This window comes from Oryzihumus sp., assembly GCF_054325275.1.
Genome location: NZ_JBTCWL010000079.1, coordinates 1 through 15,993 on the forward strand (window position 1 = coordinate 1; position 15,993 = coordinate 15,993).

Here is a 15,993-nt window from a genome sequence, read left to right on the forward strand (position 1 = left end):
CACGCCCAGCTCGCGGGCCGCCTGCTCGCAGCTGGCGCGGCGCTCGGCGTACTGACCGTCGACCAGGGAGTGCTCGGCGCGGGTGTCGACGACGAGCAGGGCCAGGCCGCGCGTCTCGGGCTCGAACGGCACGTGCTCGACCGAGCCGTCGCGGCAGTCCAGCAGCAGGGCGTGGCCCTCACGGCTGCGCATCGCGGCCGCCTGGTCCATGCCGCCGGTGGGCGCCTGGGCGATGGTGTTCTCGGCGTTGACGCACACCGCCGTCAGGGCGGCGCGGCCACCGTCGTCGGCGGTGAGGTCGAGCTCGAAGAGGTCGGCGACGGCCGAGGCGACCGCGCACTCCAGCGCCGCCGAGCTCGACAGCCCGGCGCCCACCGGCACCTCGCTGTCGACGACGAGGTCGAGGCCGCCCACGGGGTGGCCGACCTCCTCCAGCGCCCACAGCACGCCGGAGACGTAGGAGCCCCAGCCGCCCGGGTGGCCCGGGGCCACCTCGTCGAGCTGGACGTCCACCGGCTCGTCGGCCTGCCCGGACCACAGCCGCAGCCGACGGTCCAGGCGGCGGCGGGCCGCGACATACGTGCGCTGGGGCAGGGCGATCGGCAGGCACAGCCCGGCGTTGTAGTCGGTGTGCTCGCCGATGAGGTTGACCCGGCCCGGCGCGGACCAGACCCCGTCGGCGGAGAGGCCGAGGCGGCTGGTGAACGTGGCGGCCACGTCGGTGCACAGGCTCACGTGGCGACCTCCCGCAGGCGCTCGGCGACCCGCTCCGGCGGCACGTCGTTGACCCAGCCGCCGACGCCGGACTCTGAGCCCGCAAGGTACTTCAGCTTGCCGGGCGAGCGCAGCACCGACATGACCTGCAGGTGCAGCCGGGACACGTCCCGCCCCTCCCGGACCGGCGCCTGCTGCCAGCCGGCGATGTAGGGCAGGGTCACCGGGGAGCCGTTCTTCTTCACGTAGTAGCGGTCCAGGCGGCGCAGCAGCTCGAGGTAGACCTCGGCCAGCTCGTCCTTCTCGGCGTCCTCGAGGGCGACCAGGTCGGGCACGTCGCGGTGCGGGGCGAGGTGCACCTCGACCGGCCAGCGCGCGGCGAACGGGACGTAGGCGCTCCAGTGCTCGCCCTCGAGGACGATGCGCGAGCCGTCCTTGCGCTCGGCGTCGAGGATGTCGGCACCGAGCAGCCGCCCGGTGCTCGCGTGGTGGGCGCGGGCCCGGTCGAGCAGCTGCGCGGTGCGCGGCGGCACGAACGGGTAGGCGTAGATCTGCCCGTGCGGGTGGTGCAGCGTCACGCCGATCTCCTGGCCGCGGTTCTCGAAGCAGAACACGTGCTCGACGCCAGGGTTGCGGGAGAGCTCACGGGTGCGGTCCACCCAGGCCTCGATGACCGTGCGTGCCCGGTGCGGTGACAGCGAGGAGAAGCTCGCGCCGTGGTCGGAGGTGAAGCAGACGACCTCACAGCGGCCCAGGGCCGGGACCTCGGCGAAGAGCGGGTCGCGGCCGGAGGGCAGCTCGGAGGCGGGGGTGGCGACGGGCGCGAAGGAGGGGAACCGGTTCTCGAACACCACGACGTCGTAGTCGTGGGCCGGGATCTCCGAGGGGGCGCTGCCGCGGCCGGTCGGGCACAGCGGGCACTCGTCCTTCGGCGGCAGGAAGGTGCGGTCCAACCGGTGGCCGGCGATCCCGACCCAGTCGCCGGTCAGCGCGTCGCGACGCATCGTGCCGGCCGGGGACCGCTCGCCCAGGGGGCGCTCGTCGACCGCCTCGCGGTCGGACGTGCCGCTCAGCCACGGCTCGGTGTCGTCGAAGTAGATCAGGTCGCGTCCATCGGCCAGCCGCGTCGCGGTGCGCCGGAACGGGTGGGTCACGCATCTCCTCCGTCTTCGTGGATGTCCTCGTCGTCGGCGATGACGAGGGAGCCGACGACGGCCGACAGGCTCTCGCGGGCGGTCGACGTCAGCCCGGCGTCGCTGACCAGGACGTCGACGTCGGCGAGGTCGGCGATCGTGGAGAGCCCGATGACCCCCCACTTGCTGTGGTCGGCCACGACCAGGACTCGCCGGGCCGCCTCGACCAGGGCCCGGTCCGTCTCGCCCTCGACGAGGTTGGGTGTGGTCAGGCCGGCGCGTTCGGTCATGCCGTGGATGCCCAGGATCAGGGTGTCGACGTGGAGCGTGCGCAGCGCCGCGACCGCCACCGGCCCCACCAGGGCGTTCGACGGCGTCCTGACGCCGCCGACGAGGATGACCGTGCGGTCGGGTCGGCCCGGGTCGTGCATGAGGTCCGCCACCGGCGGGGAGTTCGTGACGACCGTCAGGTCAGGGACGGCCAGCAGCTCCTGCGCCACGGCGAGGGTGGTGGTGCCGGCGGACATCGCCACCGTCTCGCCGGGGGAGATCAGCCGGGCCGCGGCGCGGGCGATCGCCTGCTTCTGCTGCTGGGCCAGGGCGGACTTGGCGACGAAGCCGGGCTCCTCGCTGCTGCGACCGCCGACCGCCGCCGCCCCGCCGTGCACCCGCTCGACCAGGCCGCGCGCCGACAGCTGCTCGATGTCCCGCCGGACGGTCATGTCCGAGACGTCGAGCAGGTCCACGAGGTCGCTGATCCGGACGCCTCCGTGCGCGCGGACCTCGTCCAGGATGCGTTCCTGCCGTTGGCGTGCCAGCACTCAGCTGCCCTCCCTGATGACGGCGACGCCCCCGGCGGCCAGCTCGAGCCGGCCGTCGACGTCGGTGGCGCTGACGAGGTCGTGACCCGTCACCGGCACCGACACCGGTCCGTCGCCGTGGTTGATGAGGAAAAGGTACGACGCGCTGTCACCGACGCGCCGGACTTGCTCGACGCCGGGTGGCGCCTCCACCGGCGCCTCGACGCCGGCGTCGGAAAGGACCTGCGTGAGCAGGCCGTCGAGGTCTGCCTGGCCAAGCCTGGTCGCGAGGTACCACGCAGCCCCAGCGCCGACCGCATGTCGCGTGACCGCCGGCACGCCGGCCAGGTCGCCGGCGGTGTGGCTTGCGTGCGACTCGGCTCCCTCCAGCCGCAGCTGCTCGGCCCACACCGACCCCGTCCAGCCATTGTCGAGCGCGCTGGTCTCCCCGGGCAGCAGGGGCCACATCTCCTCGGTCCGAAGGCCGAGCAGCGACCGGAGCGCGCCCGGGTAGCCCCCGAGCCGGACGTGGTCGTTCTCGTCCACCATCCCGGAGTAGAAGGTCACCAGGACCCGGGCTCCCGCCTCGACGGCCCGCTGCAACGGACCGGTCCACTCGTCGCGCCACAGGTAGACCGTGGGCACGACGATGAGCGGATAGCCGCTCAGGTCCGTGCCGGGGTGGACCACGTCGGCGGCGACCCCGCGATGGAGGAGCGCGGCGTGCACGGCGTGCGCGTCCTCCCCGTAGCGCACCAGCTCGCTGGGGTGCGAGGGCTGGTCGGTGGCCCAGCCGGACTCGTAGTCCCACAGCAGCGCCGCCCGGGCCTCGACCCGGCTCCCGGCGACCTCGCCGACGCGACCGACGACCTCACCGAGGTGCACCACGTCACGCCAGAGCCGGCTGTCGGTGCCGGCGTGCGGCACCAGCCCGGAGTGGTACTTCTCGGTCCCCGCCTTCGAGGCCCGCCACTGGAAGAAGCCGATGCCGTCGGCGCCGTGGGCCACGTGCTCGACGGCGTTGCGCAGCAGCTGCCCGCGGGGCTTGGCGGGGTTGACCGGTTGCCAGTTGACCGCGCCGGTGGAGTGCTCCATGAGCAGCCACGGCCTCCCGCCGGCCAGGCCGCGAGTCAGGTCCCCGCTGAAGGCCAGCTCGGCCTCGGCCTCCGGCTGGGTCGCCACCAGGTAGTGGTCGGTGCTGACCACGTCCTGGTGGGGGGCCCAGCGCGTGTAGTCCAGGTGACGGAAGTGGCTCAGCGTCATGAAGTTCGTCGTCACCGGCACGTGGGGGGTGACCTCGCGCAGCACCTGCTTCTCGGCGAGGAACTGGTCCAGCAGCGCGTCGGAGCTGAACCGCGCGTAGTCGAGCACCTGGGTGGGGTTGCTCGGCGTCGGGGCCAGGCGCGGCGGGAGCACCTGCTCGAAGCTGGTGTAGCGCTGGCTCCAGAAGGCCGTGCCCCAGGCGTCGTTGAGCGTCGCGACATCCTCGTAGCGCTGCTCCAGCCACCGCCGGAACCCGGCCGCGCACGTGTCGCAGTAGCAGGGGACGTTGTGGCAGCCGTACTCGTTCGAGACGTGCCACAGGGCGAGGGCCTCGTGGTTGCCGTAGCGCTCGGCCATCGCCGCGGTCAGGGCGACGGCGCGATCACGGAAGACCGTGGAGCTGGGGCACCAGGCCTGGCGCCCGCCCGGCCACAGGCGCCGGCCCTCGCGGTCGACCGGGAGCGTCTCCGGGTGCATGGCGGACAGCCACGGCGGCGGGGAGGCGGTGGCGGTCGCCATGTCGATCCGGATCCCGGCACCGGCGAGGAGGTCCACCACCTCGTCCAGCCAGCCGAAGTCGTGACGGCCCGGCTCGGGCTCGAGCAGCGACCACGAGAAGACGCCGAGGGTGACGAAGGTCAGCCCGGCCTCCTGCATGAGGCGCACGTCCTCGCGCCACACCTCCCGCGGCCACTGCTCGGGGTTGTAGTCACAGCCCAGGCCGAGGCGTGCCGCCCCGCCGCGCAGGGCGGACCAGTCGGTCGGTGCCGTCGTCGTCCTCCTCACCTCGTCACTCACTTGATCGCCCCTGCGGACAGCCCGGACTGCCAGAACCGTTGCAGCGACAGGAACACGATGATCAACGGCAGCACCGAGACCAGGGACCCGACGATGACCAGCGTCTGCAGCGCGGGGTCGCGGGCGATCTGCGTCTGCCAGGAGTACAGCCCGAAGGTGAGCGGGTAGAGCTGCTGGTCGGACAGCATCACGCGGGGGAGCAGGAAGTTGTTCCAGATCGCCACGAACTGGAACAGGAAGATCGTCACCATCGCCGGGGCCATCAGCCGGCTGGCGATGGTGAAGAAGATCCGCATCTCACCGGCGCCGTCGATGCGCGCTGCCTCCACGACCTCGTCCGGCACGCTGGCGGCGGCGAAGATCCGCGACAGGTAGACCCCGAACGGGCTCACGATGCTGGGCAGGAACACCGACCAGAACGTGTTGGTCTGGTGGACCCGGGCGAACAGCAGGAACAGGGGGAGGGCGAGTGCCGTGGCAGGGACCAGAACGCCGCCGAGGATCACCGAGAAGAGCGCCTCCCGGCCACGGAAGGTGTACTTCGCCAGGCCGTAGCCGGCCATCGTCGCCAGCAGCGTGCCCACGGCGGCGCCCAGCCCGGCATACAGCAGGGAGTTCAGCGCCCACCGGAGGAAGACGCCACCGTCGCGGGTGAACAGGTGCTTGAGGTTGTCCACGAGGGCGAAGTGGGCGAACCAGAAGCCGTTGCTGCTGACCAGGTCGCCCTGGGTCTTGGTGGAGTTGACGACCAGCCAGTAGACCGGGAGCAGGAAGTAGACGGCGAGGGCGACGAGGAAGACCACCGCCACCGCGACGCTGACGCGGCTGACCTCGCGGGGGCCGCGCCCGCGGCGGGGGTCGGCGGTGCTGGGGGCGGGGCGCTGGATCGCCGGCGCGCTCATGCGGCGGCCCTCCTCTGGGTCAGGCGCAGGAAGCCGAAGGACAGGATGAACGTGGCCAGGGCCAGCATCACGGACAGGGCGGCGGAGAACGGGTAGTTGTTCGCTGCGGCCACGGCGTACGCCTGCATGTTGGGGGTGTAGCCGCTCGTGACGTTGGTCGAGATGGCCTGGAAGACCACGGGCTCGGTGAAGAGCTGGAGCGTGCCGATGATCGAGAAGACCGCCGTCAGCACCAGCGCCGGGCGCACCATCGGGATCTTGATGCTCCACGCCGTGCGCAGCGCGCCGGCGCCGTCGACCCGGGCGGCCTCGTAGACCTCCTGGGGGAGCGCCTGCAGGGCCGAGAAGATGATGAGCATGTTGTAGCCGGTGTAGGTCCAGGTCACCACGTTGGCGATCGACCACAGGATGAGGTTCGAGCCGAGGAAGTCCGGCGCGGTGCCGACCTTGTTGAGCAGGTCCACGACCGGCGACAGCTGGGGGCTGTAGAGGAAGGCCCACATCAGCGCCGCGATGACGCCGGGGATGCCGTAGGGGACGAAGAACGCGATGCGGAAGAAGCGCCGCAGCCGGGCCACCGCCGAGTCGAGGACCAGCGCGATGAGCAGCGCCAGCAGCAGCATCACCGGGACCTGGACGATGCCGAAGAGCAGCACCCGCAGGACGCCCTGGCGGAAGGTGTCGTCGCCGAGGACGTTGGCGTACTGCTCCAGGCCCGCGAAGACCTGGTGCGACTCCCCGAAGAGGCCGCCGGTGCGCTGGGTCTTGAACAGGCTCTGCCAGATCGCGTAGACGATCGGCACCACGTAGAAGAGGGTGAACGGCACCAGGAACGGCAGGACGAAGGCCAGCCAGGTCCGGTTGCGCCGCCGGGTGCGCGGGGTGGTCGGCTCCGGCCCAGTCGTCAGCTGCTGGGCGGCAGTGTGCGTGGCGGTCATGGCTGCTCCATGGTTCGCGGGCGGGACCAGCGGCGCGGGGGCGTCGGCGCCCCCGCGCCGGTCAGGTCATCCGGCCGAGATGCCCTGCGACTTCAGGGAGGACACGGTCTGCGTCTGGGCCGACTTCAGCGCCTCACCCAGGGTGCCCTGGCCGTTGAGGGCCTTGGTGAACCCGTCGCTGAGGAACCGGTTGGTGTCGGTCATGACCGGCCCCCACTGGAAGTTGGTGTCGACCTGCGAGGACGCCTGCTTGAAGACGTCGAACACCTTCTGCCCGCCGTAGAAGGGCACGCCCTTGGTCAGCGACGGCAGGTCGGCGCCGGCCTTGGCTGCGGGGTACAGGCCGCCCAGGGAGTTCTCGAGCGCGAGCGCCTCGGGGTTGGTGTTGAGCCACAGGGCGAACTTGGCCGCCTCCGCCGGGTGCTGGCTCTGGCCGAACACGGCGGTCGTCGAGCCGCCCCAGTTGCCGGCGGCGTTGTCGCCGGCCTGCCACTGCGGCATGGGTGCCACGGCCCACTTGCCGGCGGTGCTCTTGGCGTTGTCCCGGATGGTGGAGTAGCCCCAGGCGGCCGAGACCCAGGTCGCGACCTTGCCGGTGTCCCAGGCCTTGTAGAGGTCGGGGGAGAAGCCCTGCAGGTTGGTGGCCACGAGCTTGTTGTCGATGAGCTTCTGCCAGTAGTCGGCCACCTTGGTCGAGTCGCTGCCGTCCAGGGAGACCTTCACCGAGCTGCCGGAGATGTCGAAGATCTTGGCGCCCGACTGCCACAGCAGGCCGTCGAACCAGTTGGCGTCCTGCTGCGGGAAGTGGGTGATGTAGACGCCCCTGGCCTTGAGGACCTGCGCGTCCCTGGCGTACTCGTCCCACGTGGCCGGAGGCTTCAGGCCCGCCTTGTCGAAGATGTCCTTGCGGTAGAACAGGGCCATCGGGCCGATGTCCTGGGGGACGGCGTAGACGCCGGGGCCGCCCATCTGGACCTGCGACCACGTCCAGTCCGGGAACTGCGCCTTGGCGTCGTTGACGCCGGCGCACCCGCTGATGTCCTTCAGACCCTTCTGCAGCCGGAAGCTGGCCAGGGAGTCGTACTCCACCTGCCCGAGGTCCGGGGCGGTGTTGGCCTTCAGGGCGTTGAACATGTTCTGGTAGGTGCCGGCGTTGCCAGCGGGAGTCTCCTTGACCTGCACCTGGATGTCGGGGTTGGCCGCGTTCCACTTGTCGACGACCTGCTGCATGCCGGGCACCCAGGTCCAGAACTGCAGCGTGACCTTGCCGGAGGCGGGCTTGCAGCTGCTGGCTGCGGCGGTGCCGCCACCTCCCGACCCCGAGCTGGACTCCGAGCCGGAGCTCGAGCAGGCGGCAGTGGCAACGAGGGGCAGGGCCAGCAGCAGCGCGACCGCGCGCTGACGACCTCGGCCCGGACGATCCGTGGACTTCATGGGCACCTCAGGCAGGAGACGGACGCCGGGGCTCCGGCGTGTGCGCCGATCTGGCGCTTCATGCCGAGCATGTTGGACGTGCCGGTAACAAAAGTCAACAGATTCTTTCACCCGAAGTTCACATATATCAACTAATACTATCAATGGACCGGGTCGCTCGCGGAGCGACCCGGTCCGCGGGCGGACCCGTCGGCGTTCCACGGCGCCTGCCACACTGACGCCCATGTGTGCCCCCGACCGACCCGCCGTCGTGTCCCGAGACCTGGTCCGCACCGCGAGGGCGCCGCGGTGAGCGCCGTGGTGGTGACCCCGCACCTGCACGTCCTGCGCGCCGCTGGCACGGCGCTGGTCGTGGACAGCAGCACCGCCGGTATGCCCCGCGTCCTCCACTGGGGCGCGGACCTGCCCGACGACGCCGTGGCCCAGCTGCCGCTGCTGGCGTCCGGCCCGGTCCCGCACAGCGCGCTGGACGAGTCCTGGCCGCTGACCGTGCTGCCCTCGCCGGCGGACGGGTGGCTCGGCACGCCAAGCTTCGCCGGGCACCGCGGCGGCGGCACGGCCGCCCCCCGGTGGGTGGCGAGCGTGGACCAGGCCTCGGAGCGCGAGCTCGTCGTGACCGGTGAGGACGCGGCTTCGGGCGTGCGGGTCTCGCTGGCCTGGCGCCTCGATGTCCACGGGGTGCTGCGGGTGTCCGGGTCGGTGACCAACACGGGCGCCATTGACGCGGCGCTCGACGTCGCCGCCCTGCGCGCGTTGCTGCCGCTGCCGGTCCGGGCGAGCGAGGTGCTCGACCTGACCGGCCGGTGGTGCCGGGAGCGCTCGCCGCAGCGGTCGGTGCTGGGCGACGGCACCCACCTGCGGGCCTCGCGCCGCGGACGGACCGGCCACGACGCGACACTGCTCCTGGCCGTCGGCACGGCGGGCTTCGGCTTCGGGCACGGCGAGGTGTGGGCCACGCACGTGGCCTGGAGCGGCAACCACGAGCACCTCGTCGAGCGGCTGCCCGAGGGCGCCGGCATGCACCGGGCGGTGCTCGGCGGCGGCGAGCTGCTCGAACCCGGGGAGGTGCGCCTCGAGCCGGGGGAGAGCTACGCCGCCCCCGAGGTGGTGTTCGTGCACAGCACCGACGGCCTGGACGGGCTCAGCCGCAGGCTGCACCGCAGCCAGCGCGCGGAGCCGGGCTACCGGCATACTCCCCGCCCGCTGGTGCTGAACACCTGGGAGGCGGTCTACTTCGAGACCGACCTGGCCCACCTCACCGAGCTGGCCGACGTCGCCGCGCAGGTCGGGGTCGAGCGGTTCGTGCTCGACGACGGCTGGTTCGGCGGCCGCCGGCACGACCGGGCCGGGCTCGGCGACTGGTGGGTCTCGCCGCAGGTGTGGCCCGAGGGGCTGGGGCCGCTGGTGGAGCACGTGCACGGCCTGGGCATGGAGTTCGGGCTGTGGTTCGAGCCGGAGATGGTCAACCTCGACTCCGACCTGGTGCGCGAGCACCCCGACTGGGTCCTCGGCCCGGCGGCCGGGCACCCGCGGGAGTGGCGGCACCAGCAGGTGCTCGACCTCGCCAACCCGGCCGCGGCGGCGCACGTGGTCGAGCGGGTCAGCGCCCTGGTGGGGGAGTACGCCATCGACTTCCTCAAGTGGGACCACAACCGCGACCTGCTCGAGTCGGTGCGCCGCGACGGGGACCGGACGGACCGGCCGGCCACGCACCTCCAGACCGCCGCGTTCTACGCCGTCCTGGACGAGCTGCGCCGCAGGCACCCGCGCCTGGAGGTCGAGTCCTGCGCCAGCGGCGGCGCCCGGGTCGACCTCGGGGTGCTCGCCCGCACCGACCGTGTCTGGACCAGTGACTGCAACGACGCGCTCGAGCGGGCCCGCATCCAGCGCTGGACCGGTTTGCTCGTGCCGCCGGAGCGGATGGGCAGCCACATCGGGCCGCCGCGCGCCCACACCACCCACCGGCACCTGGACCTGTCCTTCCGGGCGCTGGTGGCGCTGCAGGGCCACGCCGGCCTGGAGTGGGACCTCACCACCTGCGACGCGCAGGAGCGGCAGGTGCTCGCCGCCTGGGCCGGGCTGTACCGCGAGCTGCGGCCGCTGCTGCACAGCGGCGACCCGGTGCGTGCGGACCTGCCCGACGACTCCCTGGTGGTGCAGGGGACGGTGGCGCCCGACCGGGGCGAGGCCGTGTTCCAGGTGCTGAGCCTGGAGACCGGGCCGGCTGCGACCCCCGGCCTGGTGCCGCTGCCCGGCCTGGACCGCGACCGGGCATACCGGGTGCGGGTGCGCACCGAGCTCGGTGAGCCCGCGACGGTCCAGGCCTCCGCTCCGGACTGGTGGTCGGCGGCCACCTCCGGAGGGCTGGAGGTCAGCGGCGCGCTGCTGACCGACGTCGGACTGCCGCTGCCCGTGCTGGCCCCGGCCCAGGGATGCCTGCTGCACCTGACCTGACACAATGTCCCGCATGCCCGCGCCCGACGCCCCCACCTCGCGCCTGCCCCGCATCCTGTCCGGCATGCAGCCCACGCACGACTCGCTGCACCTGGGCAACTACCTCGGGGCGCTGGTGCAGTGGGTCCGGCTCCAGGACTCCCACGACGCGTTCTACTGCGTGGTGGACCTGCACGCGATCACCGTCGAGGTCGACCCGGCGAAGCTGCGCGAGCGCACCCGCCGGACCGCGGCGCAGTACCTCGCCGGCGGGGTCGACCCCGGTCGGTCCACCGTCTTCGTGCAGAGCCACCTGCACGAGCACGCCGAGCTGGCGTGGGTCCTCTCGTGCATGACCGGCTTCGGCGAGGCCAGCCGGATGACGCAGTTCAAGGACAAGTCCGGCAAGCACGGCGCCGAGGGCACGACGGTGGGGCTGTTCACCTACCCGGTGCTCATGGCCGCCGACATCCTGCTCTACGCCGCCGACCAGGTGCCGGTCGGTGAGGACCAGCGCCAGCACCTGGAGCTGACCCGCGACCTGGCCCAGCGGTTCAACCGCCGCTACGGCCAGACGTTCACCGTGCCCGAGCCGCACATCGTCAAGGCGACGGCCAAGATCCAGGACCTGCAGGACCCCACGTCCAAGATGAGCAAGTCCTCGGCCAGCCAGGCCGGGGTCATCGACATGCTCGAGGACCCCAAGGTCATCGCCAAGCGGATCCGCTCCGCCGTGACCGACACCGGCCGCGAGGTCCGCTTCGACGAGGAGACCAAGCCGGGCGTCTCCAACCTGCTGCGCATCCACTCGGCCCTGTCCGGCCGCAGCATCATCGAGCTCGAGGCCGACTTCGAGGGCAAGGGCTACGGCGACCTCAAGAAGGAGGTCGCCGACGTCGTGGTCGACGTCGCCGCGCCGTTCCGTGAGCGGACCCTGGAGATCCTGTCCGACCCGGCCGAGCTGGACCGGATCCTCGCCGAGGGTGCCGAGCGGGCCCGCGACGTCGCCCACGCCACCTTGGCCACGGTCTACGACCGGGTCGGCTTCCTGCCCACCAAGCGCTGAGGGAGGACGCTCCCGTGCCGACGATCGGCGTCTCCATCGCCATCCCCGCCCCCTACGGCGAGGAGCTGCAGCGGCAGCGGGCGTCCTTCGGGGACCCGATGGCGGACTCGATCCCGACGCACGTGACGCTGCTGCCACCGACCGAGGTCGACGGTGACGACATGGACGCGATCGAGGACCACCTGGCCAAGGTGGCCGTGGCACGCGACCCGTTCACGATGATGCTGCGCGGCACCGGCACCTTCCGGCCGGTCTCCCCGGTGGTGTTCGTGCAGGTCGCCGAGGGCATAGCCGAGTGCGAGCAGCTCGAGCGCTCCGTGCGCAGCGGCCCGCTGCACCGGGAGCTGCAGTTCAACTACCACCCGCACGTCACGGTGGCCCACCACATCGACGAGGCGAGCATGGACCGTGCGTTCACCGAGCTCGCCGACTACCGCTGCACCTTCACCGTGGATGCCTTCCACCTCTACGAGCACGGGGAGGACCTCGTGTGGCGGCCCGTACGCACCTTCGGATTTGATGGGCAGGTGGAGCACGTCGACGACGGGGGTATGCCGTGAAGCAGCTGCTGATGCGGGCCAAGGCCACGCGGGGCTGGAAGGCCTGGAAGCGCTACAGCGACGTGCGCGGCAACATCCTCGCCGGCGGGGTGGGCTACTTCGCGTTCCTGTCGGTCTTCCCGGCGGTCGCCCTGGCGTTCACCGTCTTCGGGGCGGTCCTGCGCGGGCGCCCCGACCTGCTCGACCACGTGACCTCGACGCTGAGCACCATGCTCCCCGGGTTCATCCAGGACGCGCAGCACCCTGACCGCCCGATTCCGGTCAAGCCGCCGGGTGTCGGCGCCCTGACGATCACCGGCGTCGTTGCCTTCGTCAGCCTCGTGCTGGCCGGCCTGGGCTGGCTGGGTTCCCTGCGCGAGGGCATCCGGGCCGTCTTCGGTGTCACGGGCAGTGTCGGCAACGCCGTGACGAGCAAGTTGCGCGACCTCGGGGTGCTGGCGACCCTGGGCCTGGGGGTGTTCCTCTCCGCGGTGCTCACCGCCGTCGTCGGCGCGGCCGCGGGCTGGGCCGCCGAGCGCCTTGGCCTCGGCAACGCGGGCTGGCTGGTCACCAGCGCGGGGCTCATCGTCAGCGCGGCGATCGACGCGACGCTCATGCTGCTGCTCTTCCGCGTCCTGGCCGACATCGACGTGGACTGGCGCCGGCTGCGTGACGGTGCGCTCGTCGGCGGCATCGCCTTCACCCTGATGAAGTACTTCGGGGCGTTCCTCATCGCCCGGGCCACGCACAACCCTCTCTACGGCTCGATCGCCATCGTCGTCGGGCTGCTGTTCTGGCTCAACCTCATCGCCCGGGTGATCCTCATCGCCGCGGCGTGGGCGGCCAACGACGTGGGCCCGCTCAAGCCGGCCGCCGAGCCCGTCGGGCCGCAGTCCGGCCCGCCGCCGCGCGACCCAAGCCTGCCGAGCTTCGGCACCCGCGCGGCCGACCGCACGACCCTGGCCGCCGGCGCGGTGCTGGGCCTGACCGGGGCGATCGCGGTGCGCGCGGTCGGGCGGAGCCTGCGCGGCGTGCGCGACCTCGTCCGCTCCTGAACCCTTTGCGCAACTTAGCGCCGCTGGAAGGGCCAGAACTGGCCCCGCGAGCGGCACTATCTTGCGCAAAGGGGCAGGACAGGAGTGACGGCCCGGAGGGCAGGGGGTCCGACCGGGCCGTCACCGTCCTGGGGCCGAGCCGTCGTGCATCGGCCGGTGTCGACGTGACTCGAGTCTGCCGAACCACGGCCGCACACCGCCTCCGACAAAAGGACGAGATCCCCGGCACCGGGGTGAGCCGGCCTCACACCAACGGCGCAGGAGACCCCGTCAGCGTCGCGTCCGCCGGATCGCGCGGGTCGCCAGCGCACCCACCAGGGTGACCGCGCCGAGCAGGCCGACCCCGCCGACCCAGGGCCGCGGCGGCGGCGTGGCGAGCGCCCCAGCGCCAGGAGCACCCGCCAGCAGCGTGCGGGCCTGCAGCCCGGACTGGGCGTGCACGAGGCCCTGCTCCAGGGCGCCGGGCTCGACGAGGGTGCCGACCGGCTTGACCCTGGTGCCGTAGGCGAAGGCCCAGTCGAGCATCTTCGCGGTGACCCGCCAGCTGCCGTTGGTGCCGGCCATCTGGGTGACGAGGTAGGTGTGTCCGTGCCTGGTCGCCGCCCCGATGAAGGTCTGCTTCGCGGCGATCGTGTAGCCGTTCTTGATGCCGATCGCGCCGGGGTAGTTGTAGAGCAGCCGGTCGTGGTTCTGGATGTCGTATGCCGGTCGCGCCCGCCCCCGGGCGTCCTTGCCGCCGGGGAACGTGATGTGCCTGGTCGCGACGTAGGTGCGGAAGTCCGGCAGCTGCATCGCGGCCCGGCCGATGAGGGCGAGGTCGTACGCGCTGCTGGTCTGCCCGGGGCCGTCCAGGCCGCTGGGGTCGACGGCGAGGGTGTCCAGCGCGCCGAGGTGCCGCGCGATCGCGTTCATCTGGCCGACCGTGTGGGGGCGCCCGCCGTTGGCCGAGGCCAGGGCGTAGACCGCGTCGTTGGCCGACGCCATGAGCATGGCCTGGAAGAGCGTGCCGGCCCGGTATGCCGTGCCGGACATGAGCCCGACGCGGGTCCCGTCGGCGTTGGCGTCCTCCGGGGTGGCTTTCACCAGGGCCTCGGGGCGGACCCGGGGGATGAGCGCCAGGGCGGCCAGCGTCTTGAGCGTGCTGGCCGGAAGGAAGCGCGCGTGCGGGGCCTTGGCCGCCAGCACCTCACCGGTGGTCAGGTCGGCGACCAGCCACGAGCCGCACGGCATCGCCGGCGGGGCGGGCACCCCGGCGGGACGGTCCACGATGACGCCCGGCCGGCCGAGCGCCTCCCCGCCGACCACCGGCCGGGAGGGGGTGGAGGCCGCGGCCGGGCGCGCCGTGGTCGTCGTCGACGGGGCTGGGGTGCTCCCGGCGGCCGGCACCGCCGACGCCTGGGCACAGACGCCGAACGCGCCCGTCGCGGCGAGCATGATGCTCGCCGCTAGGGCGCGTCCGGTGCGAGGCAGGGGTGACATCAACGGCATACCGTAGTCGTCCCCGAGCCGGTGCGGTGAGAGGTGCGCGGACTAGAACTTGCGCGTCAGGAGGGCGCGCTTGACCTCCTGGATCGCCTGCGTCACCTGGATGCCGCGGGGGCAGGCCTCGGAGCAGTTGAAGGTCGTGCGGCAGCGCCACACGCCCTCCTTGTCGTTGAGGATCTCCAGACGCTGCTCGGCGGCCTCGTCGCGGCTGTCGAAGATGAACCGGTGCGCGTTGACGATGGCGGCCGGGCCGAAGTACTGCCCGTCGGTCCAGAACACCGGGCAGCTGGTCGTGCAGGCCGCGCACAGGATGCACTTGGTGGTGTCGTCGAACCGGTCCTTGTCGGCCTGGCTCTGCAGGCGCTCCTTGGTCGGCTCGTTGCCGTTGGTCACCAGGAACGGCATGACCTCGCGGTAGGCGTCGAAGAACGGCTCCATGTCGACGATGAGGTCCTTCTCCACGGGAAGGCCCTTGATCGGCTCGACGGTGATCGGCTTGTCCGGGTTGACGTCCTTGATGAGCGTCTTGCAGGCGAGCCGGTTCTTGCCGTTGATCCGCATCGCGTCCGAGCCGCACACGCCGTGGGCGCAGGAGCGGCGGAAGCTCAGCGAGCCGTCCTGCTCCCACTTGATCTGGTGCAGCGCGTCGAGGACGCGGTCCGTGGCGTGCGCGAGGACCTGGTAGTCCTTGTAGTGCGCCTCGGTGTCGACCTCGGGGTTGAACCGCTGGATGCGCAGCGTGACGGTGAACGAAGGGACCTCGCCGGCGGGGGCGGCCCCACCCGCGGGCTTCTCGGCGACAGCAGTCATCAGTACTTACGCTCCATCGGCTGGTAGCGGGTCACGGTCACCGGCTTGTAGTCGATCCGGACCTCGTTGGCGAAGGTGGGCTCACCCTCGGCGCCGGGGTTGATCGGCGCGCGGTAGGCCATCGTGTGACGCATGAAGTTCACGTCGTCACGGGTCTCGTAGTCCTCACGGAAGTGACCGCCGCGGGACTCCTTGCGGGCCAGGGCGCCGAGCGTGATGACCTCGGCGAGCTCGATGAGGAAGCCGAGCTCGACGGCCTCGAGCAGGTCGGTGTTGTAGCGCTTGCCCTTGTCCTGGACGACGACGTTGGCGTAGCGCTCCTTGAGCTCGTCGATGACCCCGAGGGCCTCCTTCATCGAGGCCTCGGTGCGGAAGACCTGGACGTTGCGGTCCATGGTCTCCTGCAGCGCCTTGCGCAGGTCGGCCACGCGCTCGCCGGTGCCGCGGGAGCGGATCGCCTCGATCATCGAGGTGGTGTGCAGCTCCGGCGCCTCGGGCAGCTCGACCCACGGGGCGGTCGAGGCGAACTCGGCGGCGGCGATGCCGGCGCGGCGGCCGAACACGTTGATGTCGAGCAGCGAGTTGGTGCCCAGGCGGTTGGCGCCGTGGACGCTCACGCAGGC

Annotated in this window: 13 protein-coding genes and 1 pseudogene; 4 read left to right on the forward strand and 10 right to left on the reverse strand. The window is 72.0% G+C overall.

Annotation, left to right across the window (positions count from 1 at the left end; translation table 11 throughout):
- The 7 genes from ACXVGS_RS16520 to ACXVGS_RS16550 all read right to left on the reverse strand — a co-directional run.
- Window positions 1-735 (reverse strand): galactokinase (locus ACXVGS_RS16520; protein ID WP_458537197.1); only part of this gene is annotated, 735 nt, incomplete at its 3' end.
- Window positions 732-1,868, reverse strand: coding sequence for a galactose-1-phosphate uridylyltransferase (galT, locus tag ACXVGS_RS16525; RefSeq protein WP_458532505.1), 1,137 nt, complete (start codon window positions 1,866-1,868; stop codon window positions 732-734). The genes galT and ACXVGS_RS16520, both read right to left, overlap by 4 nt.
- Window positions 1,865-2,668 carry a DeoR/GlpR family DNA-binding transcription regulator gene (locus ACXVGS_RS16530; protein ID WP_458530247.1) on the reverse strand — a complete coding sequence of 268 codons (804 nt, stop codon included), beginning with the start codon at window positions 2,666-2,668 and terminating at the stop codon, window positions 1,865-1,867. Before ACXVGS_RS16530 ends, galT begins: the two co-directional genes overlap by 4 nt.
- On the reverse strand, window positions 2,669-4,708 hold the full coding sequence (locus ACXVGS_RS16535) for a beta-galactosidase (protein WP_458537198.1): 2,040 nt from the start codon (window positions 4,706-4,708) through the stop codon (window positions 2,669-2,671). It lies immediately after the preceding gene.
- Complete coding sequence (locus ACXVGS_RS16540) at window positions 4,705-5,610, reverse strand: carbohydrate ABC transporter permease (protein ID WP_458532503.1); 906 nt, start codon at window positions 5,608-5,610, stop codon at window positions 4,705-4,707. The genes ACXVGS_RS16535 and ACXVGS_RS16540 overlap by 4 nt, the downstream gene beginning before the upstream one ends.
- Window positions 5,607-6,548 carry a carbohydrate ABC transporter permease gene (locus tag ACXVGS_RS16545; RefSeq protein ID WP_458530244.1) on the reverse strand — a complete coding sequence of 314 codons (942 nt, stop codon included), beginning with the start codon at window positions 6,546-6,548 and terminating at the stop codon, window positions 5,607-5,609. The genes ACXVGS_RS16540 and ACXVGS_RS16545 overlap by 4 nt, the downstream gene beginning before the upstream one ends.
- A 66-nt stretch (window positions 6,549-6,614) precedes the next feature.
- Window positions 6,615-7,982, reverse strand: coding sequence for an ABC transporter substrate-binding protein (locus ACXVGS_RS16550; protein ID WP_458530243.1), 1,368 nt, complete (start codon window positions 7,980-7,982; stop codon window positions 6,615-6,617).
- Window positions 7,983-8,270: 288 nt separating this feature from the next.
- Here ACXVGS_RS16550 and ACXVGS_RS16555 point away from each other — a divergent pair, with 288 nt between their 5' ends.
- Genes ACXVGS_RS16555 through ACXVGS_RS16570 form a run of 4 tightly spaced genes read left to right on the forward strand, consistent with a single transcriptional unit; the run spans window position 8,271 to window position 13,075 of the window.
- Window positions 8,271-10,436 (forward strand): alpha-galactosidase, encoded by a 2,166-nt coding sequence (locus ACXVGS_RS16555; RefSeq protein WP_458537199.1) that lies wholly within the window; start codon window positions 8,271-8,273, stop codon window positions 10,434-10,436.
- A gap of 4 nt (window positions 10,437-10,440) precedes the next feature.
- Window positions 10,441-11,481 (forward strand): tryptophan--tRNA ligase, encoded by a 1,041-nt coding sequence (gene trpS / locus ACXVGS_RS16560; RefSeq protein ID WP_458530241.1) that lies wholly within the window; start codon window positions 10,441-10,443, stop codon window positions 11,479-11,481.
- A gap of 14 nt (window positions 11,482-11,495) precedes the next feature.
- On the forward strand, window positions 11,496-12,041 hold the full coding sequence (locus ACXVGS_RS16565; protein WP_458530240.1) for a 2'-5' RNA ligase family protein: 546 nt from the start codon (window positions 11,496-11,498) through the stop codon (window positions 12,039-12,041).
- Entirely contained in the window at window positions 12,038-13,075 is a 1,038-nt protein-coding gene (locus ACXVGS_RS16570; RefSeq protein WP_458530239.1) for a YihY/virulence factor BrkB family protein, read from the forward strand. The genes ACXVGS_RS16565 and ACXVGS_RS16570 overlap by 4 nt, the downstream gene beginning before the upstream one ends.
- Before the next feature lie 270 nt (window positions 13,076-13,345).
- Here ACXVGS_RS16570 and ACXVGS_RS16575 read toward each other — a convergent pair whose 3' ends face one another.
- From ACXVGS_RS16575 to ACXVGS_RS16585, 3 genes and pseudogenes are all read right to left on the reverse strand, one after another.
- Window positions 13,346-14,509 carry a D-alanyl-D-alanine carboxypeptidase family protein gene (locus tag ACXVGS_RS16575; RefSeq protein WP_458537200.1) on the reverse strand — a complete coding sequence of 388 codons (1,164 nt, stop codon included), beginning with the start codon at window positions 14,507-14,509 and terminating at the stop codon, window positions 13,346-13,348.
- A 96-nt stretch (window positions 14,510-14,605) separates the two neighbouring features.
- Window positions 14,606-15,370 carry a succinate dehydrogenase iron-sulfur subunit gene (locus ACXVGS_RS16580; protein WP_458537201.1) on the reverse strand — a complete coding sequence of 255 codons (765 nt, stop codon included), beginning with the start codon at window positions 15,368-15,370 and terminating at the stop codon, window positions 14,606-14,608.
- Window positions 15,370-15,993: pseudogene (locus tag ACXVGS_RS16585) on the reverse strand (succinate dehydrogenase/fumarate reductase flavoprotein subunit); the annotation flags it as partial. The gene ACXVGS_RS16580 and the pseudogene ACXVGS_RS16585, both read right to left, overlap by 1 nt.

Excerpts from the sequence above, each read along its gene's own strand:
- ACXVGS_RS16540 (WP_458532503.1), bottom strand. The coding sequence starts at position 5,610 with ATGAGCGCGCCGGCGATCCAGCGCCCCGCCCCCAGCACCGCCGACCCC.
- ACXVGS_RS16550 (WP_458530243.1), bottom strand. The coding sequence starts at position 7,982 with ATGAAGTCCACGGATCGTCCGGGCCGAGGTCGTCAGCGCGCGGTCGCG.
- ACXVGS_RS16580 (WP_458537201.1), bottom strand. The coding sequence starts at position 15,370 with ATGACTGCTGTCGCCGAGAAGCCCGCGGGTGGGGCCGCCCCCGCCGGC.
- ACXVGS_RS16545 (WP_458530244.1), bottom strand. The coding sequence starts at position 6,548 with ATGACCGCCACGCACACTGCCGCCCAGCAGCTGACGACTGGGCCGGAG.
- trpS (WP_458530241.1), top strand. The coding sequence starts at position 10,441 with ATGTCCCGCATGCCCGCGCCCGACGCCCCCACCTCGCGCCTGCCCCGC.
- ACXVGS_RS16575 (WP_458537200.1), bottom strand. The coding sequence starts at position 14,509 with ATGCTCGCCGCGACGGGCGCGTTCGGCGTCTGTGCCCAGGCGTCGGCG.